This window comes from Rheinheimera fenheensis, assembly GCF_039871805.1.
Taxonomy (GTDB): Bacteria; Pseudomonadota; Gammaproteobacteria; order Enterobacterales; family Alteromonadaceae; genus Alishewanella; species Alishewanella fenheensis.
The window spans coordinates 597,559-624,531 of record NZ_JBDPJM010000001.1 but is presented as its reverse complement, the minus strand read 5'-3'; the positions used below and the strand labels follow the sequence as shown (position 1 = coordinate 624,531).

The following is a 26,973-nucleotide window of genomic DNA, read 5'->3' as shown; positions in this document are numbered from 1 at the left end:
TTGCAACATCGCCAGCAGTATTTCACCGCTAGGTTGGTGTCTATCTCTTATGCGTCAAACCGCGTTGCAGAGGCTAAGTTGGGTTTTGAGCTACAAGCCCCGCTGTCAGAAGAGATCCGGGTGCAGCAGCGCTTTAAAGTCAGCATCGCCCCAGATGCGGCAGCGGGACACAGCTTGCTTGCCCGCTTTACTATTGCCACTGAATAAACTCCAGCGCCAGCTCGGGTGTAATAAAGGCCGTGGCGTATAGCACATCCGGGTTATGCGGGTCAGGGTGTATGCCAATTAACTGATAAGGCAGCTGAGTTATTTCTTCATTGGCATTACTCAGGTTGCGCCGCTGTATATGGCCCAGCATGCTGTAGCGGTATTGCTGCTGGCCTTGCCGCAGCCAGACGGCCATATAGTTGGCATCGGTGTTTTGCTCGAGCAATTTGTCTTGTTTTGCGCCGTCAACGTATTGATAAAGCTTGCCGTCCTTGTGGTATAGCAGCTCACCGTTACTGCCGTATTGGGCAAAGTTACCGGCGGCAAAGGTTAGCTGGGTAAAGTCGTTGCTGATTAAGTCCAGCTGCCATAAGTTTTGTGTTTTCGCCTCTACCCGGGTCAGGATCAGGCCGCTGTTATCGGGCAGCCACAGCGTTTGGCCTACGTCGTTTTGCTCACGCTTATTGATCAGCTGCTGGCGCTGGGTATCGTACAAATACAGGTTACCCTGCTGAATAAAAGCAATATAGCGGCCATCATTCGACCAGCTGATATCATTAATGGGTTGCTCGGTATTTGGCAGCTCAGTCAGCTGGCGTTTGTTGCCATTCTGGCTTAGCCAGAGCTGCCAGCTGCCGGTCCAGTTGGCCGAAAACGCATAGCTGTCTGCCGATAGCGGTGATACGGCCAGTGCCAGGCTGCTACCGGCGGCATCATGTAAAAAGCTAATCTGGCGTTTTTCCTCGTCAAAGGGCTGCGACACTTTTATCAGCTGCATAGCGGCCTGAGTGGTGCTGCCGGGCGTCAGGCCGGAAATATAGGCCTGGTTTTCTGCCAGCAGTGACAGCTCACCCACTTTTACGCCCTCAGGCAGCTTTAAGATATGCTGGCTGTTATCTGCCAGATTAATTTGCAATATGGCATCTACACCCGGTAGCAGCAGGCTTTGTTGATCCAGGCTCCATTCCAAGCCAATCAATAACAACGGCATGGGTAAACTGGCAATACGGCGATGTTCGCGGCTTGCCGGCTCATACAGGTACAATTCAGGTTTATTTGACTCTGGCATCAGCACATAGGCCAGCTTACTGCCATCGGCTGAAAGTGCCAGCAGAGTGACACCAAAACCGGCAGAAGGCGCGGCCAGCAGGGTTTGTATGCTGCCACTGGTGAGGTTTTCTGCTAGCAGCGCATTACTGGAATACATACCGGCACTGCTTTTGCTGTAATACAAGGTTTGGCCATCGGCGCTTTGTTGGGCATTTCCCAAGACAAAGCCGGCACAGGTAGTCAGTGTGCTAACTTGATACTGCGGATACAGGCTAAAGTCGTAGTTCTGATATTCGCAGCTGCTGCCGTCTTTGCTTACTAGCTGTACCAGCAAGTTGCGGCTTTGCGGCTGCCAGCTTTGCACACTGAACATTTTATCTTGCGCTTCCAGCGTCACTTCCTGCAATAACTGGCCTGCACTGGCACCGAGTTTGCGCACCAATACCCGGATCTGACCGTCGGGCGAGGAATGACTGTAAGCCAGTAATTGTTTATCTGGTGATACCAGCGGCCGTGATTCTATGCCTTTAAACCAGGTTACCTTGTGCTGATTTAGCAGAGTAAGCTCGGTAAGTTTAGGCTTATCTGCTGCCGGCTTGTCGGTTATTGGCTCTGCCTGCCAATACCAAAACGCTGCTGTGGTGATTAATACTACGCTGACCAATACAGCCGCTACGCCCGACAACAACCCGCGCGGTTTACGCTTAACAGTAGGTGTTATGTTGCCGGACAAGATGGCGGCGTGTCCACTATATGTGGCAACTAAGGCCTGCGGCAGCTGCAGGCTATAGCCTTTACGATGATGCGTTTTGATGGGTGACTGCTCAAGTGCCGGGTGTTGTAGTGCTTTTCTTAGCTCAGAGATGGCGCGGTTAATGGCGTTGTCATCGACATAGCTTTGTTGCCATATGGTATCGACTAATTCCTGCCGGGATATGATACGGCCGGGCTCCTTGCTAAAGCATAACAGTAACTTTACCAGCAGCGGCTCAAGCTCTTTGCGCGCAGTGCCATCGTTAATGCTGAAATCGGCTGGTGTAAAGGTCCAGGGGCCGAGCTGTAAAGTATCCATCTGTTAACGAGTTATCCTTTTTTAAACAGGCTGTAACTTTAACAGATGCAATAGGTGATTCAAGTGAAATAAAGCCTGTTAAAAGCTTAGGAAAACGGCGATAAGGTTTTCATAAGGTTTGTTATTTTACTTTATAAACAGTGAGTTAAATTCGATTTTCTTAGCAATAAATTGCTTAGCTTCTGATAAGCGACTTTTGTGCTCTGCCGCTCTACAGTGACCTCAACAACGTAACGGACAGGCAGTAAGTCCAGCGTTATAAACAACATAACTCTGACTGACGCAAAAGGAACACCAGTATGAACACTATGATTAAACCATCACGTACTTTGTTATTGACTGGCGCTTTATTTTTCAGCACGGTAGCAAGCGCACAGCAACAGCTTGAAGTACAACAAACAGTGCCAAACCAAATAACAGCGCAACAACAGCAACAAAAAGACGTTGTTGTGCAGCCCAGTGCTGAAGTCGCCAAACTCACTATGGAGTTGATGGCAGATGTACAACACCAATTAAGCAGCAGTATTCGTGCTGAAGTGAACAATGCTGTGGCCGGTTTAACTGACAGCCTGAAACAAGTATTAAGCCGCTAATTCTTGATAACGATAACTAAGGAACCTGACATGAAACTAAATACCCTTGTTACACGCTGCTGCGGTGCATTTTTACTGGGCTCGGCCTTAATATCCACCAATGCCCTGGCGCAAAGTTCGGTATGGAAAGTGAGCAAAGGCGATGACTATTTGTATATCGGCGGTACCGTGCATTTATTGCCACCTTCGGCTTTCCCGTTACCGCCTGAATTTGAACAAGCCTACAACGCCACTGATACCCTGGTGTTGGAAGCTAAAATGCCCGCGCCGGATGATACTGCGGCGCAAACGGCGATGATACAGGCCATGGCCTACAGCGATGGTCGCAGCTTATCCAAGGTATTATCGCCTGAGGTGTACCAGCAGGTGAGTGATTACTTTGCGCCTTACGGTGTGCAGTTACAGCAGTTAGACGGTTACAAGCCGGGCTTTATTATGCTGCAAATGTTGGCACTGGAAATGATGAAAGCACAAATGGCCGGCGAAGGTGTCGATGTGTATTTTGATAAAAAAGCCCAGGCTGATGGTAAGGCGCAGGCCTATCTGGAAACGGTAGAAAGCCAGATCGAATTACTGGCAAATATGGGTGAGGGTTATGAAGATGCCTTTATCCAAATGAATTTGGCACAGTTTGGTGACTTTAAGGCCTATTTTAGCGCCATGATAGATGCCTGGCGTGCCGGTGATATGGCTAAATTAGACGAGTTGGCTGTAAAGCCGGCGCGCGAGTTAGATCCGGTGTTATATCAGGCGTTGTTTGTTAAGCGTAACCAGGCCTGGTTGCCACAAATAAAGCAAATGTTTGGCAATACAGAAAAAGAGCTGGTGTTGGTTGGTGGCGGCCATCTGGCGGGTGAGCACAGTGTGTTGGCACTGCTTAAGCAAGCTGGTTATAAGGTTGAGCAGCTAAACTAGGAGCCTGCCATGAGACTGGATAAACTCTGCAAGCTCGAGCATGGCCGTACCTTGCTGGCGTCGGCCAGCTGGGTGGTGCTCTGGGCTTGGCTTAATCTGCAACTGCTAAATAGCCTGAGCTTGTTTTAGCCGGGCGATATTCAGCAAAACTTCACCCTACCCCTGTAATCTGTTGCCCGATCAATTAGAATATCGGGCAACAGCGCAAGCGCACCATGACAGGGACCCTTCTTATGGCATTAAATGTAGTGATTTTGGCCGCCGGCAAAGGCACCAGAATGAAGTCAGATTTACCCAAGGTATTACACAAAGTCGCTGAGCGGCCGATGGTACAGCATGTTATCGACACCGCCCGTGCCCTGGGTGCAGATAAACCTCAGCTGGTATACGGCTACGGCGCTGAGGCATTAAAAAGTGCCATGGGTGATCAGCCATTACATTGGGTTTTACAGGCCGAGCAGTTAGGCACTGGCCATGCAGTGGCCCAAGCTATCCCTAATATTGCTGACGATGACACTGTGCTGGTGTTATACGGCGATGTGCCATTAACCCGCATTGAAACCCTGCAACAACTGTTAGCGGCTAAACCGACCAATGGCCTGGCGATTTTAACGGTTAACTTGGTAAACCCTACCGGTTATGGCCGTATAGTGCGTGAAAACGGCAAAGTGGTAGGTATTGTCGAGCAAAAAGATGCTACTGCCGAGCAGTTAAAAATTACCGAGGTTAACAGCGGCATTATGGCGCTGCCGGGCAAGCAGCTGAAAAACTGGTTAGGCCGGTTATCAAACAGCAATGCCCAGGGCGAGTACTATTTAACTGACGTTATCGCCATGGCGCACAATGAGGGCGTTGAAATTGCCACCGCTCAGCCACAAAACCCGATGGAAGTGGAAGGCGCCAATAACCGCGTACAATTAGCCGCGCTGGAGCGGGCTTATCAGCAGCGTAAAGCTGAAGAGCTGATGCTGGCGGGTGCGAATTTGCGTGATCCGGCCCGTATCGATGTGCGCGGCAGTGTTACCGTGGGTAACGATGTGATGATCGACGTTAACGTAATTTTCGAAGGCGAGGTCGTGCTGGGTAAAGGTGTAACCATTGGCGCCAACTGTATCCTGAAAGATTGCGTTATCGGTGATAACACAGAGATTAAACCTAACTCAATGATCGAAAAAGCGACTGTGGGTAGCGATTGCTCGGTTGGCCCTTATGCCCGCCTGCGGCCAGATAGCGTCATGCTGGACGACAGCCATGTGGGTAACTTTGTCGAGATGAAAAAAACCACCCTGGGCAAAGGCTCTAAAGCTAACCATTTAACCTACCTGGGGGATGCGATAATCGGCGACAAGGTGAATGTGGGTGCCGGCACCATTACCTGCAATTACGATGGCGCGAATAAGTTTGTTACCACCATTAAAGACGGGGCTTTTATCGGCTCGAACAGCTCGCTGGTAGCACCGGTTACGGTAGGCGTTAATGCCACTGTCGGTGCCGGTTCAGTACTAACCCGCGATGCCGCCGACGGCGAGTTGGTTGTTGCCCGCGCTAAACAGCGGCATATTGAAGGCTGGCAACGGCCAGTGAAAATTAAAAAGTAAGCTAAATAAAACAGCCCGCATTTGCGGGCTGTTTTATTGGTACTGGTATCAAGATGAGTAGGTTGGAATCCCGGATCGGTCACCACAGAGTGTCTGAGTCCTGCCGTAGGCAAAAGACGACAAATTCGTCTGGAGCGAATTTGAACAGCTCTGCTGGCCTGCAAGGGCGTGTGCAGGAAGCTCACGCTACTTGCTGTGGTGAGCCGGAACGGGAGTTGCAACCGGCATCACTGCGCGCAATCTGATACCGATTACTCTGCTTTATCTACCAGCACGGCTATCGCGCCATCGCCGGTCACGTTACAGGCGGTGCCAAAGCTGTCTTGCGCCATATATAGCGCTATCATTAGTGCAACGGCGGCTTCGCCAAAGCCCAGCATAGAGCCAAGTAAACCTACCGCTGACATTACCGCACCGCCCGGTACGCCTGGCGCAGCCAGCATCACTACGCCCAGCATGAAAATAAACGGCAGCATAGTAAATAGCGATGGAATTTCCAGGTTGTTTTGCATCGCCATTACCGCCACCGCACAGCTCACAATGGTAATGGTAGAACCGGACAAATGGATGGTGGCACATAGCGGCACGGTAAAGTCTGCCACATGGGGTTTTACGCCGTTGGCTTTGGTGGCCTGTAGTGATACCGGTATAGTAGCGGCACTGGACATAGTACCCAGCGCGGTAAAATAGGCCGGCAGCATATTTTTAATTAAGCCCAAGGGTGAGCGGCCCGCTTTAATGCCGGCAATAACATACAGGGTAATAATCCAAACCCAGTGCAGCACTATCGCTAACACCAGCACTACGCCAAAGGTTTTTAAGGTGCCAAACACCGTGCCTGCCGCGGCCATTTGGGCAAACACGCCGGCTATGTAAAGTGGCAACAGCGGAATGATCACCTTGCTCAGTACCAGCTGAATAATATCGCGGCCCTGATCAGACACTTGCTTTAACTGCTGGGCTTGCGTTGCAGCAATGCCTAAACCAAACACAAAGGCCAGAGTCAGCGCCGTCATCACGCTAAATACCGGTGGGATATTCATTTCAATAAAGGGCGTTAAGCTTACACCCGTCGCAGAAGGCGCCGCGCTGGCGCTGCTGGTAAGCATAGGCACCACTATGCTGGCGACAATAAACGCCAGGGTACCGGCGGCTATGGTAGAGCCATAGGCAATCGCCAGGGTTTTACTGAGTAACTTGCCCGAGTTACGTGGCAAGGCTGCGATACCACTGGTGATAAAAAATAAAATCAGCAGTGGTATGACAAAAAACAGTAACTGGCCAAATAAGGCTTTAAAAGTCAGCAGCAGTTGGGTGACGGCATGGGGTGCATACAGGCCGCACAGTATACCCAGCACTATGCCGGCAATCAGTTTTAAAATTAGCGCCATATTGTTCTCTTTTTAACTATTATGCGTGTTGGTGGATAACCCCGGATGGATTGCTGCCGAGCATAGCATAACTTACAGCCGCTGGCTGCGGTTGGCTGGTCAGCGGTGTTTCACGTGGAGCAATAAGTTAAGCGGCGTATTCAGCCTGGTTAAGCGGCGCTGGCTTGCCAAACAGGTAGCCCTGAAATAAATCACAGCCCAGCGCCACCAGCTCATCAAACTGGGCTTGCTGCTCTACACCTTCTGCGACCACCCTCAGTGACAACGACTCTGCCATTGCCAAGATAGTGCGCACTATGGCGTGATCAGTGTCCTGGCTGAGGAATTCGCGGACAAAAGATTTATCAATTTTGAGTACGCTAATGGGTAAGTTTTTCAAATACGATAGAGACGAGTAGCCGGTACCAAAGTCATCCAGTGAAAAGCAGACGCCTTGCTGGTTAAGTAATGTCAGTTTATGCCGTGTGCTGTCCAGGTTATCGTGCAGCATACTCTCAGTAAGCTCCAGCTCCAATAAATGCGGATCTATCGCCGTAGTGGTCAGAATATGCTGCACCGTTGCCACGAAGTTTTTTTGTGCCAGTTGGCGCTGGCTAACGTTCACTGCTATTGGTAATGGTGTGCCTTGGTTACAGAACTGCTTAATTTGCTCACAGGCAGTTTGCAGCACCCATTGGCCGATATCAATAATCAGCCCGGTACTTTCGGCCAATGGAATAAATTGATCCGGTGGAACCAAGCCGTGGCCGGGGCGCTGCCAGCGCAGCAGCGCTTCGTAACCTGCTAATTTACCCTCTTTATTTACCTTCGGCTGATAAAACAGGCGGAACTCGTTGTTGGCTAACGTCTGCTTTAAGCCTTGCTCCAGCTGCTGGCGTTGGCGCAGGTTTTCCTGCATGTGCTGCTCAAAAAAGTACAGCTGGTTGCGTCCCCGCTCTTTAGAGTGATACATAGCTAAATCGGCCGACGATAACAGCTCGTCAATCGGTTTACTGTTGTCGTTAAACAGCGCTATGCCAATACTGGCCGTAAGGTGATACTGATGTTGCTTCAGTAAAAACGGTTGACGGATCTCCTGCAGCAACTTGTTGCCCAGGTTCTGCGCATCTTGTGCGGCCAGGTCTTGCTCTTTGGTCAGTAAACGGGCCAGCAAAATAAACTCATCGCCGCCCGGCCTTGCCAGTGTGTCTGTGGCACGAATGGTCAGCTGCAACCGTTCCGCCAGTTGGCACAGTAGCTCGTCACCATAAGAATGGCCAAGGCTGTCGTTTAACTGTTTAAAGTGGTCTAAATCGATAAACAGCAGCGCAGCAAAATCGTTACTGCGCTGACACTCATTTTGTATCTCGGCAATTTTATCCAGCAACAAGCGCCGGTTAGGTAATTGTGTCAGTGGATCATAGTAAGCAAGGTGGTGTATGCGCTGTTGATCGGCTTTGGCTTTGCTGATGTCGTTAAAGCTGGCGATATAATGCGTGATAACACCTTTGTCATCTTTTAACGCATTAATCACCACATGTTCCGGGTAGACCTCGCCATTCTTGCGTCTGTTATATATCTCGCCACTCCAGACATCATATTGCTGTAAGGTTTGCCATAAATGCTGATAAAACGGTTTATCATGCAAACCTGAGCTGAGCACTGTTGGGTTTTTACCCACCACCTCCGCCTCGCTATAGCCGGTAATGTCGGTAAAGGCCGGGTTTACCCGGATAATACGCTGCTGGGCGTCGGTGATCATAATGGCTTCACGGGTATGAAATGCCAGCGCATTCAGTTGCTCGGTAGCCTGAGCTTTTTTCTGCATGCTGATATCACGCACCGCCAAGATAAAACGCGGCAACTGGCCTGCTGTTTCGCCTTTATAGGCGGCAATCACCTGAAACCAACTGGGTTCGCTGTTGCTGCCAATGGTTAACGTATAATGCTGTGCTTCTGAACAGCCCCGCTGTGCGTAGGCTTGCTGTATAGCATTATGTACTGCTAGCACCACCTGCTGTGGCAAAACCTGGCGCGCGGTTTTGCCTAAAAACTGCTCGGGCTCCAGATAAAGCTGTACTTCTGGCCGGCGGTGCACCTGATAAAACCGGCCATCCAGGTCTACCTCAAATAAAATGTCTGGCACTGCGGACAAGGTTGCCGTCAACTCAGCTCTGGACTGTTGCAACATGGCATAGGGCGCGGCAAGGGTTTCGTAGATCAGGGCGCGGTATAAAAACAGATAGGACAGCAGTTTCAGCACATGGCCTAAGATATTGAAACTGTCACTCATCTGGCTGTATAGGGTAAAGTAAAATTCACTTAGCGCCATAGTTACCACAGCGGCCAGTAAGGCTGGCGTATGAAAGGCGCTTTGGCTGCGCCGGTAGCGCACAATAAACAGCACTGTTATCAGGTTAATCAGAATTACCAGATATTCAGCTGCAATTTTAAACGACGTTAAGCCCTGGCCTTCGATAAAGGTGCGAGGCACGGTATGTGGTAGCGCAATAAACCAATAGTGCAGTGCCAGCACCATTATCGTGGCTGACAGTAACATCTGATAAAACCGCCGCGAAGTCGTGCTTTTGTCGGCCAATGGCAGCACAATAAAAAACAGCGCCAGGGCGGCAACAAGCCGGGCAGCCAGCCAAAAGTTTACTGTTTTTTCAAAGTCATTCGTGCTGAAATAGGCCGGCATACCTTTGAATGACAGTAAGTGCGCCAAATCCAGCCAAAAAATGGCAAAAAACGCACTCGCAATCACTGCACCGCGCAGGGTCATTTTTACCAGCGCCTGTTCGCGGATCACTGCAAAAATTAACGCAGCAACCACAACAGCAATCACTTCCAGCATGGTATGTAGTGGCAGGTACATCTCATGTGGCAACTCTGGCAAATCTAGGCCAAACAATAAGGGTAGAAAAGTGAGTAATGCTAATGTCAGCAGCAACAGCACTGATTTGGTTAACGATGGCGTTTTAAGCTGAGTTACAGCTTTGTAATTGCGCATTGGCTGTTGAATGACATCAATTAAATTAGTTAAGGCTAAACCTAGCATACCTGCTTTACTTGGTTATTCAAGCCAGCCATCGATATACTTAGGTATAGCCAAGTTAAGCTGCCAGGCCCTTAGTGCTAATTCAGCCCCAGCTCAGATTCACTGCGCCACAGTAATGGCGTGCAAAAGTAAAGCAAATAAGGATCAGCGATGAAGTTTTTACCCTGGATAATGTTGTTATGCTTAAGCGCCTGCAGCCAACTGCAGCAAATGTCGGCATACCATGTCAGCGAAGCGGATTTAGAGCAATTGCTACGCCAGCAAGTGCCCAAGTTAACGCGTCAGGCGAATGTGGCCGGTATTCCGTTGAATATGCAGGTAGAAAGCATGCAGGTGGATATTGGCCCGGATAATTCAGACGTGGTACGGCTAAACACCAATGCCAGCGCAGCTTTGTCTTTGTTTGGTTTAAGTTATCCGGCAACCTTGCAACTGCAGGTGGAAGGCGTACCCTATTATGACGCTGCGCAACAGGCGATATATTTGCGCTCAGTTAAGCTACTGGACTCCAACATTGAGGCGTCTGGCTATCGCGGTAACCTGGCGCCGGTCAGTAACGAGTTATTACAGTTGGTAAACGGCTATCTGGCCAACAACCCGGTGTATAAACTGGATACCACTAACCCCACCATTAAGCTGCTTACCGCTGTGCCGCTGAATATGGCGGTACAAAACGGTCGTATCAGTTTTATGCCCGGCAAATAGTAGCGCCGCAAAAACTACCTGGTAAACATCAGCACAAAAAAACAGGGGTAGCATAACCTACCCCTTAATGTGCAAGACAAGTAAAACAACGACCAGAGAAGCCCCTCCGGGCCGGTAACTGCATGCGCTCCATCGCAATGACTCAAACTATAATGCGAATAGTTATCAATTGCAACATTGTGTGGTAAGTTTTTTCAAACTGGCACTATCGGCTATGGCGGCTAGAATTTAACCATAGTGCTGTAGCAAAGGACTGATCCCGGTGAAGCGGCTGCTGTGTTGGAGCATAGTGTGGTTGTGCAGCTGGTATAGTAATGCCGAGGTCACTGTTTTGCCCGGTTATGCCCGCTTTACGCATCTGGCTGACAGCCAGGCCATTTCGCCATTTGCTACCAGTATGTTGCAAGACCAGCAGGGGTTCTTATGGCTGGGCACGCATCATGGCCTTTATCGCTTTGACGGCGCAGCATTAAAACATTATCCAGCCGACGCATCAGCATCCGATCGGCTATCATCTGATTGGATCACCAGCCTGTTTATTGATAGCCGCGGTTTGCTATGGGTGGGCACCCGCTATGGCGGGTTAAACCGTTTTGACCCTGCCACCGAGCGCTTTCGCCGTTTTGACTGGCCGGGTGGCGAAAACAACGAAATAACAGCCATAACAGAAGATAGCGCAGGCACCTTGTGGGTGAGCAGTTACGGCGGCGGTGTTGCCACACTCGACGCAGATGCCGCTCAGTTACAGCGCTTTATGCCAGACAGCCTGGCCGATTTTCGGTTTATCAATCATTTGATGATAACCGACAGCCAGCTATTTCTGGCACTAGGAGAAGCGCCGCAGCGCCGGCCGGGCAATGACGTTGCTGGATTAGTGCGTATAGCACGGGATGGCTCTGGCTTACGTCACTGGTTTAGCGCCAACTCTGAGCTGACGACAGACGACCTGACCCGACTGCATTGGCTGTCGCAGGATCAATTGGCAGTGGCCAGCTTTGGCGGCGGTATCTGGCAGCTACGGCCAGATGATAGCCTGCAAGCTATGCCAGTGCCTCAGACGCTATTACACAGCCAGCTAACAGATATCCTCAGAGACAAAAACGGTGACTTGTGGTTGAGCAGCTACGATCAAGGCATATGGCAGTATCGGGCTGCTGCGGCACATTGGCTGCATTTCAAGCATGATCCGCTATTAAGGTCGGGGCTGCAAACTAATGCCATCTTTGGCATGTTTCAGGATCAGGTTGGTAGCTTGTGGTTTATCAGTCATGCCGGTTTTAGTCAGTTAAGCACCTTTGCCCGCGCAGTACAGGTACTGCCGTCGGCAGCAGATAATCCTCTATTACTGAGCAGTAGTGATGTGTTCGGCATTGATGTCGTGGCGGAAGATGAGGTTTGGTTGGCCAATCGCGGCTCGGGCCTGGCACGTTATAACCCTCTTTCCGGGGCGTTAAAAAAATGGTCATTACCGCCGACCAATGAACCTGGTGCCCGGCCGACACTGGCGCGCTCGGTAAAAAAGTTGGCAGAAGAAGTTTGGCTGGGTACCGATCATGGCCTGTTCCGGTTGCAGCCAGACAACAGCTGGCAGCTATTGGACTTGCCGTTGGCGCAGCAGCCACATATCAGTGCTATTCACCTAGATAAGCAGCAGCGGATCTGGCTGGCCAGCCGCACCGATGGTGTTTTTGTGTTAGATACTGACTTTAACGTAATTCGCTGGCTACAACCGCAAAACGAGACGCTATCGCTACCGTTTAAGAGTGTCACCGTGTTGTACGAGGACAGTTTGGGTGATATCTGGCTTGGCTCGGTTGATCAGGGGCTGGCCCGGGTAAGTGCACAGCTTGACCATATCGGGTATTGGCATCAAGCAAAGCCGGCAGGACAGGCGCTGATTTACAATGGGGTGCAGGCCATTTTTGAAGAAAACGGCCATCTATTCGTTCGCGCCGGTAATGTGAATCACCGAATATTGCGTGATAGCCAACAACCGCAGCGCATTATTGGTATTAAAGCCTATCAGCAGCCAGAGGATGTCGATCAGGCACTAAAAAGCGCAACCGCCTTCAATTTAATGTATCGCTTTATTTGGTCTGAAGCGAATCAGGGTTTTATTCAGCTGGGCGCCAGCCATGGCGTACAGGACGCCACCTGGATTGCCGCCAGCGCTGTGGCTTATGACAAGGTTTTTCGCGGTGGCAGACAGGGGTTAGACATCTATCCGTTGGCGTTAAGCCGGCAAGAATTACCGCCACCCCGGCTGGTGCTGCATCAGCTTAGTTTGTTTAACCAGCCGGTGCGCCCGGCACCAGACAGCGTGCTACCTGTGCCACTGGCGCAAATGCAGCAACTACGTCTTGATTATCAACAAGACATGTTTAGCCTGCATTTTAGCGCGCCGGATTTTTTGCAGAGCAACCAATTGCAGTACCGTTACCGGCTGGAAGGGTTTGACCGCGATTGGCTGGGAGTAAGTGACAACAACCGCACCGCCACCTATACCCGTTTACCGGCCGGCCAATACCGCTTCCTGCTTAGCGCCCGCTACCAGGGGGGTGTCTGGCAGCCACCGCTGGCGCTCGATATCAGCGTGTTACCACCCTGGTGGATGACCTGGTGGTTCCGGCTACAGTTGGCCGTGTTACTACTGGGTCTGGTTGCCGGGCTGATTATCTGGCGTTTTAACAGCGAACGAAAGCATCGTATGCAGCTGGAGCAGCAGGTAGCTGCCAGAACCGAACAATTAAAACAGCAGCATCAAGCCTTGCAGGACTCTTATGCCGAATTGCAAGCTGCTCAGCAGCAGCTGGTCACGCAGGAGAAAATGGCCTCGCTAGGGGCTCTGGTTGCTGGCGTAGCGCATGAAATCAATACGCCATTAGGGATTTGTGTCACGGCGACCAGCCATTTGCACAGTGAGTTGGAGCAATTGCAGGCCAGTTATCAGCAGGGCGGCGTGCAAAAAAGCCAATTTGAACGCTTTTTATCACATATTACTGATGGCTTACGCATCTTACATAGTAATACGCGGCGTGCGGCCGAATTGGTACAAAGCTTCAAGCAGGTATCCGTGGACCAATCCAGTGACAGCGTGCGTGATGTCGAGCTGATTGCTTATCTGCAAGATGTACTGCTATCACTGCAGCCACAATTGAAAAAGCTCAGCTGTGAAGTGCGCCTCGATAGCCCGCCACAATTGCCAATGCACACTGATGCCGGTGCAATGGCGCAAATTATCACCAACCTGGTAATGAACAGTTTGCATCATGGATTGCAGGGGGTTAGCCCCCCGCGCATTGATATAAAGTTGCAGCAAGAGGGGCAGATGCTGCTACTGCAGTACAGTGACAACGGTTGTGGTATGAATGAAGCCGATCTGGCGCGGTTATTTGACCCGTTTTTTACTACCAAACGGCATCAGGGCGGCACCGGTCTGGGTACTCATATTGTCTACAATCTGGTAACCGCCAGGCTAAAAGGCCGCATCACTGTCACCAGTCCTGCGGAGCATGGCTTGCAGTATAAGATCTGGTTGCCACTGCAGCTGGAAACCTAAGCAATATATCAGCTTGCAATAGCCGCAAAAGTCGTTAAAATAACTTTCGTTTTGAAACTTGTTCGAAAGATATGAATAAACGAAATACCCAACAGCGCCGGCATCTGATCGTCAGCCAGTTACAACAGCAGGGCGAACTGTCAGTAGAGCAATTGGCTGAACAGTTTCATACTTCAGAAGTGACCATTCGCAAAGACTTAACTGTGCTGGAGCAAGCGGGCTTATTGCTGCGCCGCTACGGTGGTGCCGTGCCGGTACCGCAGGACTTTGTCAGTGACAGTAGCTTAGAGAAAGTTTCAAAGCGAAAGTTAGCTATTGCCAAAGCCGCCGCCAGCCTGATTAAAGATCATTACCGCATCATTATCGACAGTGGCCGCACCACCGCTGCCCTGTTACCCGAGCTGGCTACTAAGCGCGGCCTGGTGGTAATGACCAACTCATTAGCCATCGCCAATGCGCTGCGCGAGCTGGAAAACGAGCCCACCTTATTGATGACCGGCGGCACCTGGGACCCGCAGTCTGAAGCCTTTCAGGGTCAGCTGGCCGAGCAAATGCTGCGCAATTACGATTTTGACCAGCTGTTTATCGGCGCCGATGGCATCGACCTGGCTCGCGGTACTACCACCTATAATGAACTGTACAGTTTAAGCCGGGTGATGGCCGAAGTGGCGCGCGAAGTGATTGTGATGCTGGAATCAGACAAATTAGGCCGCAAAATCCATAACCTGGAACTGCCGTGGTCTATGGTGAAGGTTCTTATTACCGACGAAGGGTTAGCCGCTGCCGATGCAGCACAAATTGAACAACAAGGTGTGCAGGTGATCCGGGTTCAGGCCTGAGTCAGCTGTTCACGTTAAGCTAATTAACAAAATATTTGGAGCAAACTTATGTGTGGCATAGTAGGCGCAGTAGCGCAGCGTGATGTAGTAGATATTCTGGTAGAAGGCCTGCGCCGCTTAGAGTACCGTGGTTACGATTCAGCCGGTGTGGCAGTCGTCACCGAAAGTGGCGACCTTACCCGGCTGCGCCGCTTAGGTAAGGTAAAAGAGTTAGCCGATGCGGTCGCTGAAAAGCCGGTAGTTGGTGGTACTGGTATTGCCCATACGCGCTGGGCTACCCACGGCGAGCCCAGCGAGCGCAATGCCCACCCGCATGTCTCCAGCAACATCACTGTAGTGCATAACGGCATTATCGAAAACCACAGCCCACTGCGTGATGCCTTAAAAGCCAAAGGTTATGTGTTTACCTCAGATACCGATACTGAAGTTATCGCGCATTTAGTTGAAGAAGAATTAAAAACCGCCGGTTCATTGTTAGCTGCGGTACAAGCCACGGTTAAGCAGCTACACGGCGCTTACGGCACGGTATTGCTGGATAAAACCGACAGCAGCCGTGTCGTGGTAGCCCGTTCAGGCAGCCCGTTGGTGATTGGTTTAGGTATCGGTGAGAACTTTATCGCCTCCGATCAGCTGGCGCTGTTGCCGGTTACGCGCCGTTTTATCTTCTTGGAAGAAGGCGACGTAGCGGAAATTACCCGCCACAGCGTGGCCATTTTCGATAAAGACGGCCAGCCGGTAGAGCGTGAAGTTCACGAATCTAACGTCAGTTACGACGCCGGCGACAAAGGCCAGTACCGCCACTTTATGCTAAAAGAAATCTATGAGCAGCCGCATGCGATTAATAACACGCTGGAAGGTCGCTTAAGCAACGATTCAGTGCTGGATGAAACCTTCGGTAATGGCGCAGCCGAGCTGTTCAAAAAAGTTAAACACGTGCAAATCGTCGCCTGTGGTACCAGTTACCACTCCGGTATGGTAGCGCGCTACTGGTTAGAGTCGTTAGGCGGTATTTCCTGTAACGTTGAAATTGCCTCAGAGTTTCGTTACCGCAAATCATTCGTGCAGCCAAATAGCCTGCTGGTGAGTATTTCGCAATCAGGCGAAACCGCCGACACACTAGCCGCACTGCGTCTGGCCAAAGAAGCGGGCTATTTGGGCAGCTTAACCATTTGTAACGTGGCCGGTTCATCACTGGTGCGCGAATCAGACTTAGCCTTTATGACCCGCGCTGGCGCTGAAATCGGTGTGGCTTCAACCAAAGCCTTTACTACGCAGTTAGTTGGCCTGGCTATGCTGACCATGGCCATTGGTAAGTACAACGGCTTAACCGCGGCGGCGCAGCGCGAACTGACCGACGCTTTAAAGAGCCTGCCAACCAAGTTGGAGCAAACCTTAACCTTAGCGCCGCAAATTGAAGCCCTGGCCGAAGAGTTTGCCGACAAGCACCACTCGCTGTTCTTAGGCCGTGGCGATCAGTACCCTATCGCCATGGAAGGTGCGTTAAAGTTAAAAGAAATCTCTTACATTCATGCTGAAGCTTATGCCGCCGGTGAGCTAAAACACGGCCCACTAGCGCTGATCGACGCTGATATGCCAATTATCGTGGTGGCGCCCAACAACGATCTGTTGGAAAAGCTGAAATCTAATGTCGAAGAAGTGCGCGCTCGTGGCGGTATTCTGTACGTATTCGCCGACGCCGATGCTAAGTTCCAGTCTGACGACACCATGCGTGTAATCAACGTGCCACACGTCGCCGACATCCTGGCGCCTATCGTCTATACCCTGCCACTGCAGCTGCTAAGCTACTACGTTGCCATTATCAAAGGCACCGACGTAGACCAGCCACGCAACCTGGCGAAGTCAGTAACGGTAGAATAATTTACGTTTAAAAATAACAAGGCCATCAACAGCTTATTGTGATGGCCTTTTTTATTGCCGTGTCCCCCGCTTGGCGCAGTACATCAAACTGCTACAATCAAAATTCAATAGCGTTAAGGCGGTAAACATGACTACTTTATTTGAACAAGTACTGGCGTCCAGTAAAAGCCTGACTGCAGATGAACGTGCCAGGTTGGCACATGCGCTGATCGCCAGCCTCGATCAGCAACAGGATGATGATGCAGAACAACAATGGCTGGCCGTAACTGAACAGCGGGTAGGCGAAATTGAAGGCGGTTATGTAGCCGTTGCGTCATGGCAGGATATCAAAAAACAATTAGGTAAAGATAAGGCCAAATGACTCCGCTTAAGTTTCACCCCGCGGTCTATCAGGACATTGCCGATGCCTACAACTGGTATCAGCTACAGTTAGATGGCTTGGGTGATGACTTTATCAAGGAACTTGAAACTGCCTACAGCTTAATAAGCCAAATGCCACAAAGCTGGCCAAAGTTCGGTAAAAAAGCCCGCCGTTTTCTGCTGCATCGTTTTCCATTTGCTGTAGTGTACTTGCCATTTAATAACGAGCTATATGTAGTTGCCGTAATGCACCAAAGCCGCAGGCCGGGCTTCTGGAGTAATCGTAAAGTTTGAACCTGTGCACCGAACTGCCCTTGTACCAAAAATCGCTTTGCTTTTTGTATAACCAAGTTTAGGGTATTAAGAAATTAAAAGGATTTACATATTGATTGCCAAATTTAAGACTTTCCATGCCTTGCTTTTGCTGTCATTACTGACTCTGGCGTCATGTACACCGACAAAATACGTCGATATCAGTGACGATATCAGATTTAGCGCTTTCATCGGTAAAAACATCAGCACAAAGATTGAAACTGAAGCCTTAGGCGTTACTTTTGGCTCAATAAGAGATCAGAAAATAGATTACGTTTATATTGTTCCAGAGCCTAACTTCTCTGGTCCAGAAGTGCTATCAAGAACTAACGTTGCTGCTAGCTCTATGTTCAAAATTACCGGTATTTACGGCAGTAACTCCATTTTTTTCACAAATCGCTTTTACTTTAAAGTCGTTACTAATGACAAGCCCAACTCGTCTGAGTCCTTTTATCTGATTGAATTTAACAATTCCGAGCTGGAAAACAATGCCGGGCTGGATAGCAGAGTTTTTCATTTTGAATAATCGGGTTAGGATAAATTAAACGTTTGTTTTTTAATCTCACCAAAGCGCTTGCTTCGATACTGCCAGCCACATAATTACCAGCACTGTAGCGGGCAGGGTCAAAAGCGCCAGATTGGTAAACCCTTTATGGTAAAACTGCACTAAGGCCTGCTGGCGCGGAGTTAAGGCCGCACCGGCGCTACTCTTTTTTACTTGTGGCTCAATAGTCGCTGTTGTTCATTCGCAATTAACAAGTTTCCTTAGTGAACACGTTGTTCTTAATCGATGGATTTAGTTTGACGATAGATTGAACATGTATAGAAAACGCGAAAATCTATATATGTCAGATCTGAAATGTATAGAAAACACCGTTTTCTATACACTCAGCTAAATGCCTACTCACTATCAGATAGCAGCATCCGGCTACGGATCACCGCTAACACTTCAATTTGATCGGGTTTGATGTAATAGATAATCCTGTAGTCGCGGTACAATACTTCACGGATTTGTGTCTGGTTGTATTCGGGAACGACCCGACCGGATAATGGGTGGTCGGCAATTTGTGCTGAACGGCGGGTAATTTCATCAACGGTTTTTAGCGCATACACTGCCGAATCAGCGGCGATGTAATGAAATATGGCATCAAGATGTTCTGCGGCATTGTCAGACCATAGCACCTTCATGCAGTGAGCTTACTGTGTTAAACCATATTTTTTGCGGATTTCCTGCACTGTTTGCAGTTTGCCTTGTTCGCTATCGCTAAGGCCTTGTTCAATAGCCTGACGTACATAGATCTGTTCCATTAGATCTTCCCAGGTGGCATCGGCTGGCAACTGATCGATCAGTTTGTGGGCTTCATCTTTTCTTAACGGGCTTGGCATAGTTAATTCTCCGGCAGAGGCTTAATTGTTAGCCGGTTCATGCTGAAAAGCAATGTATAAACCAGCATCGAATTACAGCTATCAATCATCCCGGGTCAGCACTTCCAGCAGTTCAATCTCAAAAATCAGGTTACTGTTTGGTGGGATCATGTTGCCGATTTGGCGCTCGCCGTAGGCTAAAGCTGCCGGTACCCAGAGTTTACGCTTGCCGCCGGTTTTCATGCCTTTTAAGCCTAAAATCCAGCCCTGAATAACGCGGTTGTTACTCAGCACAATTTGAAATGGTTCGCCGCGCTTGTAGGAGGAGTCAAACTCGGTGCCATCTTCTAACCAGCCGCGATAATGTGCGGTGATCAGTGCGCCACGTTCGGCGGCTTTGCCGGTGCCTTCGATCAGGTCTTCAATGTTTACTTCAGCGTTCATATTGACTTAGTGCAGGTTTTGTGTGCTGGCAGTATAGCCCGTCGGCGGGTATGTGCGTAAGTAAAAGCAGCGAAAGGTAAAGGCGGCGATCAGTGTACTGCGCTAGAAACAACAAGGGCGTAATCTCTCGAGTTACGCCCTTTGCGGTTGTAGGAGCCTTTGCCCTTTTTCGCTTTGACGATTTTTGTTTGAAACAACTTACTGGTAACAAGTGCTTTAATCGCATTGTCGCGGATCTCACCGCGGCCATGCTCGGCGGCTGGTTTTGTCATGGTTGTACTCCTGTATGAAAAACACGCAAAGTGTAGCTGCACGCTTAGGTATAAACAAGCTGTATTAGTTCAACAAGCCAGGTAAACAAAGGCTATTCGGCGCGCAGTGCATCTATCGGGTTCATTCTCGCGGCATGCCGTGCCGGCGTAATGCCTGCAGCCAGGCCAATGGCAACCGATAATAGTAATGATAAAAACAGATAAAACAGGCTGAGTTGCAGCGGCAGCGCTGGCAGCAATACGCCAAGGCTTAACACCAACATGATGGCGACGGCAATACCGGCTATGCCGCCGGCCAGTGACAGTGCGACTGCTTCGGCTAAAAACAGTAACAACACCTGGTACTGATTACAGCCCAGCGCGGTTAACAGGCCAATTTCGCTGGTACGTTCGCGCACGGCGGTGCTCATAATGGTAACAATGCCCACGGCACCCACCAGCAATGATATCGCCCCCAACGCTGCTACGGCTGCAGTGAGCACTTGCAGTATGTTATCCAGGCTTTGCAGCATATCGTCCTGTGAAATTAAGCTGAAATCCTCTGCGCCATGACGGGCTGTTAGCTGCTTGCGCACACTTTGTAGCACAGTGTCGGTGCTGGCGCTGTCGGCAAATACTACGTCGATTTCCATCAGGCCGTCGCGGTTAAACAGAATCAGCGCTTTATCGACCGGAATAAACACCATATCGTCCAGATCAAAGCCGAGCATCTGGCCTTTGGCGGCCATCACGCCAACCACGCGAAAGCGCATACCGCCAACGCGGATGCTTTGCCCCAGCGGGTTTTGCCCGGCAAACAACTCTTGCTGCACTTTATGGCCTAATACGGCAAAGCTGCGGCTGCGTCCGGCTTCATCTTCGGGTAAACCGCGGCCCAGCGCCAAATCAAATTGCCAGGCACCGTGAATATCATGATTCGCGCCGATAATGTCAGTACTGCGTGAGCGCCCGCTCGCCTCTATGGTGCCGCTGCCCTGCACTATGGGCACCACATGGGTTACGTGTGGCAAACGCCTTAGCATTTCGGCATCATCCAGTGTGAGTGGCCGGTCGGTTTGTAGCAGGCCGCCCATACCGCCGGTCATGGTTTTACCAGGGTTAATGGCAATTATGCGGGTGCCAAACTGGGAAAAATTGGTGAGTACATAATCGCGCACGCCCTCGCCCAAAGACGTCAGCAAGGTTACCGCGCAAATGCCAACGGCGATGCCAAGTGCAGTCAGGCTGCTGCGCATTTTGGCGCTGGAAAGACTACGCAGCACCAGCTTTAAGAAATCAGCTGTACGCATCAGTTGGCCCTGCCCATCAATTAACCCTTCCTTGTAAGGCGCTTATCGGCGATAGATTTGCGGCGCGCCGTGATGGCCCCCAGGCAAACAGCAAAGAGGTGGCAATGGCGATACTGAGCGCCAGTAATCTGGCCCACCAGGGCGTATGAAAGGCTAAATCAGCAAAGCGTAAGCGCATCGCCAACAGGCCAATCTCACTTAACAGCATGCCGGCAGCGGCGCCTAACAGCGCCATCAGCAGGGCTTCGCTTAAAAACAGTGTTTGAATATCGCGATTGGCGGCACCGATGGCTTTTAGTAAGCCAATTTCGGCGGTGCGCTGGCTGACGGAAATAAGCGTGACGTTCATGATCAGAATACCCGCCACTAATAAACTGATGGCGGCAATGCCACTGACCGCCAGATTCAGTGTACTTAAAATATCGGCAAACGAGCTTAAAATGGCGTCCTGGCTGATTAGCGTAATATCGGCCACGCCGTCCTGGCGGCGCTGCATCAGCTGTTCTACCCGCTGTTTTACTGCCGGTATGGCGCTGCTGTCTTCGCTTTGAATAAACACACGGAATAAACCGGCCTTGTTAAACAGCATTTGCGCACTGGCCACTGGCACGATCATGATATCGTTCATATCCATACCCATGGCCTGGCCTTTGCCGCTCAGTACGCCGATAACACGAAAACGCCGGTCTCCCGCTTTCAGCCACTGGCCCAGTGCAGGCTCATTGCCGAACAATTCGCGTTTTACTGTGCTGCCAATTACCGCCACCGGGCTGGCGATATCCAGCGCCAGCGCGGGTAGTATTTGCCCTTGTTGTACCTGCAGCTGGCGAATAGCAAAAAATTCATGGTTGGTGCCGGCGATTACCACTTCACGCATCCGGGCATCAAAACGTACTTCGGCCATGCCTACCTGTAACGGTGCTACAGCGGCGACCCCGGGTAAACGGCTGATCGCGGTAGCGTCATCCAGCGTGATATCACGTGGTGCTTCGCCGGTAATAGGTGGCATACCGCCACTGGTTTCCTTTTTCCCTGGCAGCATAATCAGCGTTTCGTTACCCAGCAGCGAAAACTGGTTTAGTACATAAGCCTTGGCGCCTTCGCCTAGCCCTGTGAGCAGGTTAACCGCCGCCACACCGATGGCCAGCGCCAGCAAAATCATCAGGCTGCGAAAGCGATGCCGCAGCAGCAGTTGCAGGTTAAAGCGCAGCAAGTCGGCACTACGCATGGCTCGCTGCCGATGTTGCCGTGCCTTGTTCATCAGCCACAATTTTGCCATCGGTCATACGAATACGCCGCCGGGCGCGCTGGCCCAGAGCGTTATCATGCGTTACCACCAGCAGTGTAATACCCTGCTGGTTCAGTTGCTCCAGTATGGCAACGACATCGCTGCCCGATTGTGAATCGAGGTTGCCGGTCGGCTCATCGGCCAGCAGCAAGCGCGGCTGCATAATAATGGCGCGGCCGATAGCTACCCGTTGCCGTTGGCCGCCGGAGAGCTGGTTCGGTAAATGATCGGCCCGTTCGGTCAAACCCAGCTGTGCCAACATCGCATCCACTTTTGGCTTGCGCTGATGCGGTGCCACACCGGCCAGTACCAGCGGCAGTTCGATGTTTTCCCGCGCGGTTAGCCGGGGCACCAGATGGTAAGACTGAAACACAAAGCCAATATGCTCCCGCCGGTAGCGGGCGCGTTCGGTTTCGCTCAGTAAGGTGGTATCGGTGCCCTGCAACAGGTAGTGGCCGTTGTCGGGCACATCCAGTAACCCCAGCACATTAAGTAAGGTGGATTTACCCGAGCCGGATGGCCCCATTACCGACAGATATTCGCCGCTTTGAATGCTGAGGTTGATATTATCCAGCGCGTGTACCGCCTGATCGCCCAGCATAAAGGTGCGACATAAACTGGTTAGTTCAATCATGGCGGTCGCTATTACTGTCGGTAAAGTTAACACGGGCACCAACGACGGCGCCCGGCGTATCCAGGCTTAGCAATACCCGTTCGCCGGCATTAAGCCCGGCTTGAACTTGCGTCCAGCGCCAGTTACTGATGCCGGTGCTAACGCTGCGCGCTTCCAGTACATTATCTTTGCCCACCACCAACACCTGATTTTGCGAAAATATCGCTTCGGTTGGCAGGCGCAGGGTGTCGTCCTGTTGCGACAGTACGATTTCCATATCGGCGCTGTAGCCTATCAGCAGCAATACATCGTCTGGCAGCTGGTTAAAACGGGCTTCGACATCAACGGTGCGGGCTTGCTTTTCATAATCCTGCACATAGGGCGCTATGCGGCTGACGGTGCCTGCAAACTGGCGGCCGCGATAGGCGTCCAGCGTTATATTCACCGGCATACCCACCCGGATACCGGCGGCATCCACTTCATCTATCGGTGCGCGCACATACAGGCAGTGATCAGCAATTAAATCCACCGCTGGCAGGGTAATAATGCCCGGTGGTGACGGTGTGACAAACTCACCGACTTCGCCGTTAATTTCCGCCACCACGCCATCGAACGGTGCCAGTAACCGGGTTTGGCTTAGCAGTGCTTGTTGCAGTGTGAGCTGAGCATTAGCAACGCTGATCTCGGCATCCGCACGCTGGCAGCTATGGCGGGTAAGCTCGGCGTTGGTCAGCGCCTGATCCAACGCTTCGTCAGACAGTAACTTCTGCTTTGCCAGGCTCTGTGCCCGTTTTGCTTCACGCGCGGCGCGGTCACTGGCATCACAGCGCTCGGCTTTAGCCAGCTCAGCCACTTTTAACTGTGCTTTGGCTTGCTCGAGCCGTGCCTGCAGGTCCTGATCCCACATCGACATCAGTAATTGACCCTGCGTTACCCGATCACCATTTTGCACATGCAGTGCAGCAACAGTACCGCCGCTGGTAAGCGATAACTTAGAGCGCTGACAAGCCCGAACGGTGCCGGCGCGAGTATTTGCGACCAGCTGTGCTACGCTGCCTTTACTCACAGTGGTGGTGCTTACTGCAATTTCTGCGTCGGGTTTAAGCTGCCACCAGGCCAGGGCCGCGCTGGCGGTGACTAGCAATATCAACGACAGTTTTCTCATCAGGTATCCTTGGTGTAGCGCGCCTTTGCCCTGCAGCTAAGTTTAGCGTTGATTATTGCTACCAATATGGATACAGATCAAAAAGTGGCTACTGCGGTGTCTGGCGCTGCAGGCTGCACCAAAAACAGGCGCCGCCGGGTGCTGTGTTTTTTATGGTGCAATCTTATTCATTGAAATGTAATGAAAAATTCATTTGGTTGCCATTTTTGCTTGTTGTTGGCGCAGCTTTTTATGGCGCTACTATTGACGGGCGAAATTTAATCATCTACCTTTTGTAAGCGCTTACATTTATGTTGCAGGTACCTTTATGGTATGGCGTTTCAGTCAGCAGGTAGCAAAATCCAGGGGATGAGAATAAAAATGAAACAACTTTCAGCGTTAACCGCCGTGCTTATGGCGGCTGGCTTAGCCGGATGTGGTGGTGATGTTGCCACCAGTACCGATGTTAATGCGGTTAACCCCACCGAGCCGGTCAGTGACTGGCAGCTGGTGTGGAGTGATGAATTTGATGGCAACAGTATCGACCGCAACAAATGGACACACGAAGTAAACTGTGCCGGCGGTGGCAACAATGAAAAGCAGTGTTACACCGACAGTGCGGATAACGCTTTTGTTGCTGATGGCAAACTGCATATCGTCGCATTGCCGGCACCGGAAGGCTCGCCACTGCCCTATACTTCTGCCCGGTTAAATACTAAATATCAGGGTGATTTCAAATACGGTCGTTTTGAAATGCGGGCCAAGTTGCCTTCCGGTCAGGGCGCCTGGCCAGCGTTTTGGATGCTACCAACCGATGAAGTTTATGGCGGCTGGCCAAAATCCGGCGAAATTGACATTATGGAAGCGGTTAACCTTAAGACAGTGAATGCCGAAGGTATAGTCGAAGCCAATGTGTATGGCACTTTACATTATGGACGCGACTTTCCCAATAACGAAAGTTCAGGCAAAGCCTATTTGCTGCCAGACGACATTAACCCGGCCGATGATTTTCATACCTATGCCATAGAGTGGCAGGAAGGCGAAATTCGCTGGTACGTTGACGGTTACTTGTATCAGACGCAAATGGCGTCTGAAGTGCGTTTTAACAGCCGTGGTGAGGCCGTTGGCCTCAGTCACCGTGGTTGGTTTGCCGAGTACTTTAATATTGCTACCGGCGAGCTCGAGACGCAGTGGAATGCGGCACCTTTTGATCAGCGCTTTCACCTGTTGTTAAACCTGGCTGTTGGCGGTAACTGGCCAGAGAATGTAAATAACCTGGGTATTGATGCTGAAGCCTTTGCCAATGGCCAAACCTATGAAATTGATTATGTGCGGGTATACCAGTGCGGCCAGGATTTAGACAGCGGCAAGGGCTGTGAAACTATACGTGCCGGCTATAAAGATGAAAACACCCTGGTAGAAGGCAAAGCGCCTATTCCATCACCGCCGTCAACCGGTGTAGCACAAAACTTAACCATCTTTGCAGATACGCCAAATCCAAACTGGCCGGCATGGGATTGCTGTGGTGGCTCAACGCCGGCGCTACTTGAGGTTGAGGGCCGTGGTAATGTGTACGAGTTTGTCGTGGGTGCGCAGCCTACGGTCAATGGCTTTATTAGCCGCTCCGCTTTTATTACTGACCCGGCAGGTGTGCCCAGCCCGTTTGATGCTTCGCCATTAATTGAAAATGGCAGTATCAGCTTTGATATGCAGGTGGTATCGGCACCAAATAACCCAGCTTCAACCTGGGTGTTTAAAGTAGAGAGTAACGAAAACACGACTTTTGCCGAGTTACCTATTACTGCCAGCAGCCAGGGTGTGACGCCGGTTACCGGCCAGTGGCAAACCTACACTTTCCCGCTGCAAATGCTCGCTGATGCCGGGCTGGACTTGTCAGCTATCGACGTAGTGATGATTTTCCCTGCCTGGGATACTGGTGAAGGCGCCGTGTACCGGGTAGACAATGTAAAAATTGCCCAACCCGATACCGCGTCACCTGAATTGACCATTTTCACCGATAGCGAGAATCCAGCCTGGCCAATGTGGGATTGCTGTGGCGGTTCTACCCCGGTTGAAGTAATGGATGATGAAGCGCATGGCCTGACTGCAGAGTTCACTATTGGCGCAACCCCAACCGTTATGGGCTTTATTAACCGCGCGCCAGATGGTTCTGGTGAGCCGTTTGATGCCTCAGCTTTGTTAACTGAGGGCGTAGTGCAGTTTGAAATGAAAGTGGTAAATGCCCCGTCTAACCCGGCGTCGACCTGGTTGTTTAAAATTGAAGCCGATGGCGCAGCGTCAGCGGTTGAGCTACCGCTAAGCGACGGTAGTGCCGGTATCGAACCGGTTACCGGAGAGTGGGCTACTTACACCTTTAGTATTCAAAGTCTGTCAGATGCGGGCCTGGATATCAGTGCTATTGATGTGCTGATGGTATTCCCGGCCTGGAGTACAGGTGAAGGCGCGGTATATCGTCTGGATAACGTGCGGATTTACAACCCCAATGCGCAGAGTGCGGGTTCGTTAACGTTGTTCCGTGATGCGGTCAACACAGACTGGAGCTTGTGGGACTGTTGTGCAGGTTCAACGCCGCAGGTTGTCGATGCCGGAGCTACTTATGGTAACGTCGCGCAGTTTTCAGTACTGGGTTCACCGGAAACCGTACAGGGTATTTTAGCCAACGAGGGCGTATCCTTTGATGCGACGCCACTACTGGCCAATGGTAGTGTCAGTTTTGACCTGCGCGTGGTAGATGCGCCGACTGATCCTGACTCAACCTGGCTATTTAAAATTGAGTCTTCTGGCGCGGCCTCGGCCGTCGAGCTTCCGCTGGCCAATGGTAATGGCGGTCAGGCACCGGTAACCGGTGAATGGGCGCGCTACAGCTTTAGCCTGCAAAGTCTGTTTGACGCTGGTTTAGATATCAGTGACATCAACGTGCTTATGGTGTTCCCGGCTTGGGGTACTGGCCAGGGTGCGGTGTACCAAATTGATAACGTTGAAATTTCAAATAACTAATTCAGCACGGTGAGATTATAA

Annotated in this window: 23 protein-coding genes; 12 read left to right on the top strand and 11 right to left on the bottom strand. The window is 51.0% G+C overall.

Going from position 1 to position 26,973, the window contains the following annotated elements:
* Positions 1–36: 36 nt before the first annotated feature.
* On the top strand, positions 37–207 hold the full coding sequence (locus tag ABGI61_RS02645; RefSeq protein WP_347596438.1) for a hypothetical protein: 171 nt from the start codon (positions 37–39) through the stop codon (positions 205–207).
* Here the strand turns inward: ABGI61_RS02645 and ABGI61_RS02640 are convergent.
* On the bottom strand, positions 191–2,329 hold the full coding sequence (locus tag ABGI61_RS02640; protein ID WP_347596436.1) for a winged helix-turn-helix domain-containing protein: 2,139 nt from the start codon (positions 2,327–2,329) through the stop codon (positions 191–193). The two genes, ABGI61_RS02645 and ABGI61_RS02640, sit on opposite strands and share 17 nt — an antisense overlap.
* Positions 2,330–2,628: 299 nt before the next feature.
* Here ABGI61_RS02640 and ABGI61_RS02635 point away from each other — a divergent pair, with 299 nt between their 5' ends.
* The 3 genes from ABGI61_RS02635 (at position 2,629) to glmU (ending at position 5,435) form a co-directional block, all read left to right on the top strand.
* Complete coding sequence (locus tag ABGI61_RS02635) at positions 2,629–2,922, top strand: hypothetical protein (protein WP_347596433.1); 294 nt, start codon at positions 2,629–2,631, stop codon at positions 2,920–2,922.
* 30 nt (positions 2,923–2,952) lie between these two features.
* Positions 2,953–3,837 carry a TraB/GumN family protein gene (locus ABGI61_RS02630; RefSeq protein WP_347596430.1) on the top strand — a complete coding sequence of 295 codons (885 nt, stop codon included), beginning with the start codon at positions 2,953–2,955 and terminating at the stop codon, positions 3,835–3,837.
* 233 nt (positions 3,838–4,070) lie between these two features.
* Positions 4,071–5,435: a bifunctional UDP-N-acetylglucosamine diphosphorylase/glucosamine-1-phosphate N-acetyltransferase GlmU gene (glmU, locus tag ABGI61_RS02625; RefSeq protein ID WP_347596427.1), complete on the top strand. Its 1,365-nt coding sequence runs from the start codon at positions 4,071–4,073 to the stop codon at positions 5,433–5,435.
* 251 nt (positions 5,436–5,686) lie between these two features.
* Here glmU and ABGI61_RS02620 read toward each other — a convergent pair whose 3' ends face one another.
* A complete protein-coding gene (locus ABGI61_RS02620; protein ID WP_347596424.1) occupies positions 5,687–6,826 on the bottom strand; it encodes a dicarboxylate/amino acid:cation symporter in 1,140 nt (379 codons plus the stop codon).
* Between the two features lie 127 nt (positions 6,827–6,953).
* Positions 6,954–9,866, bottom strand: a complete 2,913-nt coding sequence (locus ABGI61_RS02615) for a bifunctional diguanylate cyclase/phosphodiesterase (protein WP_347596421.1) — start codon at positions 9,864–9,866, stop codon at positions 6,954–6,956.
* 150 nt (positions 9,867–10,016) lie between these two features.
* Here ABGI61_RS02615 and ABGI61_RS02610 point away from each other — a divergent pair, with 150 nt between their 5' ends.
* From ABGI61_RS02610 to ABGI61_RS02580, 7 genes are all read left to right on the top strand, one after another.
* Positions 10,017–10,571: a YceB family lipoprotein gene (locus tag ABGI61_RS02610; RefSeq protein WP_347596418.1), complete on the top strand. Its 555-nt coding sequence runs from the start codon at positions 10,017–10,019 to the stop codon at positions 10,569–10,571.
* Between the two features lie 262 nt (positions 10,572–10,833).
* Entirely contained in the window at positions 10,834–14,130 is a 3,297-nt protein-coding gene (locus tag ABGI61_RS02605; RefSeq protein WP_347596415.1) for a sensor histidine kinase, read from the top strand.
* 71 nt (positions 14,131–14,201) lie between these two features.
* The gene (locus ABGI61_RS02600) at positions 14,202–14,969 is read left to right on the top strand and encodes a DeoR/GlpR family DNA-binding transcription regulator (RefSeq protein ID WP_347596412.1); all 768 of its coding nucleotides are present in this window, start codon (positions 14,202–14,204) and stop codon (positions 14,967–14,969) included.
* A 48-nt stretch (positions 14,970–15,017) separates the two neighbouring features.
* A complete protein-coding gene (gene glmS / locus ABGI61_RS02595; RefSeq protein WP_347596409.1) occupies positions 15,018–16,847 on the top strand; it encodes a glutamine--fructose-6-phosphate transaminase (isomerizing) in 1,830 nt (609 codons plus the stop codon).
* 127 nt (positions 16,848–16,974) lie between these two features.
* Entirely contained in the window at positions 16,975–17,208 is a 234-nt protein-coding gene (locus tag ABGI61_RS02590; RefSeq protein ID WP_347596406.1) for an addiction module protein, read from the top strand.
* On the top strand, positions 17,205–17,501 hold the full coding sequence (locus tag ABGI61_RS02585; protein WP_347596403.1) for a type II toxin-antitoxin system RelE/ParE family toxin: 297 nt from the start codon (positions 17,205–17,207) through the stop codon (positions 17,499–17,501). Before ABGI61_RS02590 ends, ABGI61_RS02585 begins: the two co-directional genes overlap by 4 nt.
* 91 nt (positions 17,502–17,592) lie before the next feature.
* Positions 17,593–18,045 (top strand): hypothetical protein, encoded by a 453-nt coding sequence (locus tag ABGI61_RS02580; RefSeq protein WP_347596400.1) that lies wholly within the window; start codon positions 17,593–17,595, stop codon positions 18,043–18,045.
* A 374-nt stretch (positions 18,046–18,419) separates the two neighbouring features.
* Here ABGI61_RS02580 and ABGI61_RS02575 read toward each other — a convergent pair whose 3' ends face one another.
* The 8 genes from ABGI61_RS02575 to ABGI61_RS02540 all read right to left on the bottom strand — a co-directional run bounded on the left by ABGI61_RS02575 (position 18,420) and on the right by ABGI61_RS02540 (position 23,955).
* The gene (locus ABGI61_RS02575; RefSeq protein ID WP_347596396.1) at positions 18,420–18,707 is read right to left on the bottom strand and encodes a type II toxin-antitoxin system RelE/ParE family toxin; all 288 of its coding nucleotides are present in this window, start codon (positions 18,705–18,707) and stop codon (positions 18,420–18,422) included.
* 9 nt (positions 18,708–18,716) lie between these two features.
* Positions 18,717–18,905: a hypothetical protein gene (locus ABGI61_RS02570; RefSeq protein ID WP_347596393.1), complete on the bottom strand. Its 189-nt coding sequence runs from the start codon at positions 18,903–18,905 to the stop codon at positions 18,717–18,719.
* Positions 18,906–18,986: 81 nt separating this feature from the next.
* Positions 18,987–19,328 (bottom strand): FKBP-type peptidyl-prolyl cis-trans isomerase, encoded by a 342-nt coding sequence (locus tag ABGI61_RS02565; protein ID WP_347596390.1) that lies wholly within the window; start codon positions 19,326–19,328, stop codon positions 18,987–18,989.
* A gap of 89 nt (positions 19,329–19,417) precedes the next feature.
* Complete coding sequence (locus ABGI61_RS02560; protein WP_347596387.1) at positions 19,418–19,600, bottom strand: ribosome alternative rescue factor ArfA; 183 nt, start codon at positions 19,598–19,600, stop codon at positions 19,418–19,420.
* 92 nt (positions 19,601–19,692) lie between these two features.
* The gene (locus ABGI61_RS02555; RefSeq protein WP_347596384.1) at positions 19,693–20,889 is read right to left on the bottom strand and encodes an ABC transporter permease; all 1,197 of its coding nucleotides are present in this window, start codon (positions 20,887–20,889) and stop codon (positions 19,693–19,695) included.
* A gap of 16 nt (positions 20,890–20,905) precedes the next feature.
* Positions 20,906–22,117 (bottom strand): ABC transporter permease, encoded by a 1,212-nt coding sequence (locus ABGI61_RS02550; protein WP_347596381.1) that lies wholly within the window; start codon positions 22,115–22,117, stop codon positions 20,906–20,908.
* Complete coding sequence (locus ABGI61_RS02545) at positions 22,110–22,811, bottom strand: ABC transporter ATP-binding protein (RefSeq protein WP_347596378.1); 702 nt, start codon at positions 22,809–22,811, stop codon at positions 22,110–22,112. The genes ABGI61_RS02550 and ABGI61_RS02545 overlap by 8 nt, the downstream gene beginning before the upstream one ends.
* Positions 22,804–23,955 carry an efflux RND transporter periplasmic adaptor subunit gene (locus ABGI61_RS02540; protein ID WP_347596375.1) on the bottom strand — a complete coding sequence of 384 codons (1,152 nt, stop codon included), beginning with the start codon at positions 23,953–23,955 and terminating at the stop codon, positions 22,804–22,806. The genes ABGI61_RS02545 and ABGI61_RS02540 overlap by 8 nt, the downstream gene beginning before the upstream one ends.
* Positions 23,956–24,315: 360 nt before the next feature.
* Here ABGI61_RS02540 and ABGI61_RS02535 point away from each other — a divergent pair, with 360 nt between their 5' ends.
* Complete coding sequence (locus ABGI61_RS02535; protein WP_347596372.1) at positions 24,316–26,952, top strand: family 16 glycosylhydrolase; 2,637 nt, start codon at positions 24,316–24,318, stop codon at positions 26,950–26,952.
* The last annotated feature ends 21 nt before the right edge of the window (positions 26,953–26,973 follow it).

Coding starts and splice junctions, on each gene's coding strand:
- ABGI61_RS02565 (WP_347596390.1), bottom strand. CDS start 19,328: ATGAACGCTGAAGTAAACATTGAAGACCTGATCGAAGGCACCGGCAAA.
- ABGI61_RS02615 (WP_347596421.1), bottom strand. CDS start 9,866: ATGCTAGGTTTAGCCTTAACTAATTTAATTGATGTCATTCAACAGCCA.
- ABGI61_RS02535 (WP_347596372.1), top strand. CDS start 24,316: ATGAAACAACTTTCAGCGTTAACCGCCGTGCTTATGGCGGCTGGCTTA.
- ABGI61_RS02540 (WP_347596375.1), bottom strand. CDS start 23,955: ATGAGAAAACTGTCGTTGATATTGCTAGTCACCGCCAGCGCGGCCCTG.
- ABGI61_RS02560 (WP_347596387.1), bottom strand. CDS start 19,600: ATGACAAAACCAGCCGCCGAGCATGGCCGCGGTGAGATCCGCGACAAT.
- glmU (WP_347596427.1), top strand. CDS start 4,071: ATGGCATTAAATGTAGTGATTTTGGCCGCCGGCAAAGGCACCAGAATG.
- ABGI61_RS02545 (WP_347596378.1), bottom strand. CDS start 22,811: ATGATTGAACTAACCAGTTTATGTCGCACCTTTATGCTGGGCGATCAG.
- ABGI61_RS02575 (WP_347596396.1), bottom strand. CDS start 18,707: ATGAAGGTGCTATGGTCTGACAATGCCGCAGAACATCTTGATGCCATA.
- ABGI61_RS02590 (WP_347596406.1), top strand. CDS start 16,975: ATGACTACTTTATTTGAACAAGTACTGGCGTCCAGTAAAAGCCTGACT.
- ABGI61_RS02555 (WP_347596384.1), bottom strand. CDS start 20,889: ATGCGTACAGCTGATTTCTTAAAGCTGGTGCTGCGTAGTCTTTCCAGC.
- ABGI61_RS02600 (WP_347596412.1), top strand. CDS start 14,202: ATGAATAAACGAAATACCCAACAGCGCCGGCATCTGATCGTCAGCCAG.
- ABGI61_RS02630 (WP_347596430.1), top strand. CDS start 2,953: ATGAAACTAAATACCCTTGTTACACGCTGCTGCGGTGCATTTTTACTG.
- ABGI61_RS02640 (WP_347596436.1), bottom strand. CDS start 2,329: ATGGATACTTTACAGCTCGGCCCCTGGACCTTTACACCAGCCGATTTC.
- ABGI61_RS02570 (WP_347596393.1), bottom strand. CDS start 18,905: ATGCCAAGCCCGTTAAGAAAAGATGAAGCCCACAAACTGATCGATCAG.
- glmS (WP_347596409.1), top strand. CDS start 15,018: ATGTGTGGCATAGTAGGCGCAGTAGCGCAGCGTGATGTAGTAGATATT.
- ABGI61_RS02585 (WP_347596403.1), top strand. CDS start 17,205: ATGACTCCGCTTAAGTTTCACCCCGCGGTCTATCAGGACATTGCCGAT.
- ABGI61_RS02550 (WP_347596381.1), bottom strand. CDS start 22,117: ATGCGTAGTGCCGACTTGCTGCGCTTTAACCTGCAACTGCTGCTGCGG.
- ABGI61_RS02635 (WP_347596433.1), top strand. CDS start 2,629: ATGAACACTATGATTAAACCATCACGTACTTTGTTATTGACTGGCGCT.
- ABGI61_RS02610 (WP_347596418.1), top strand. CDS start 10,017: ATGAAGTTTTTACCCTGGATAATGTTGTTATGCTTAAGCGCCTGCAGC.
- ABGI61_RS02620 (WP_347596424.1), bottom strand. CDS start 6,826: ATGGCGCTAATTTTAAAACTGATTGCCGGCATAGTGCTGGGTATACTG.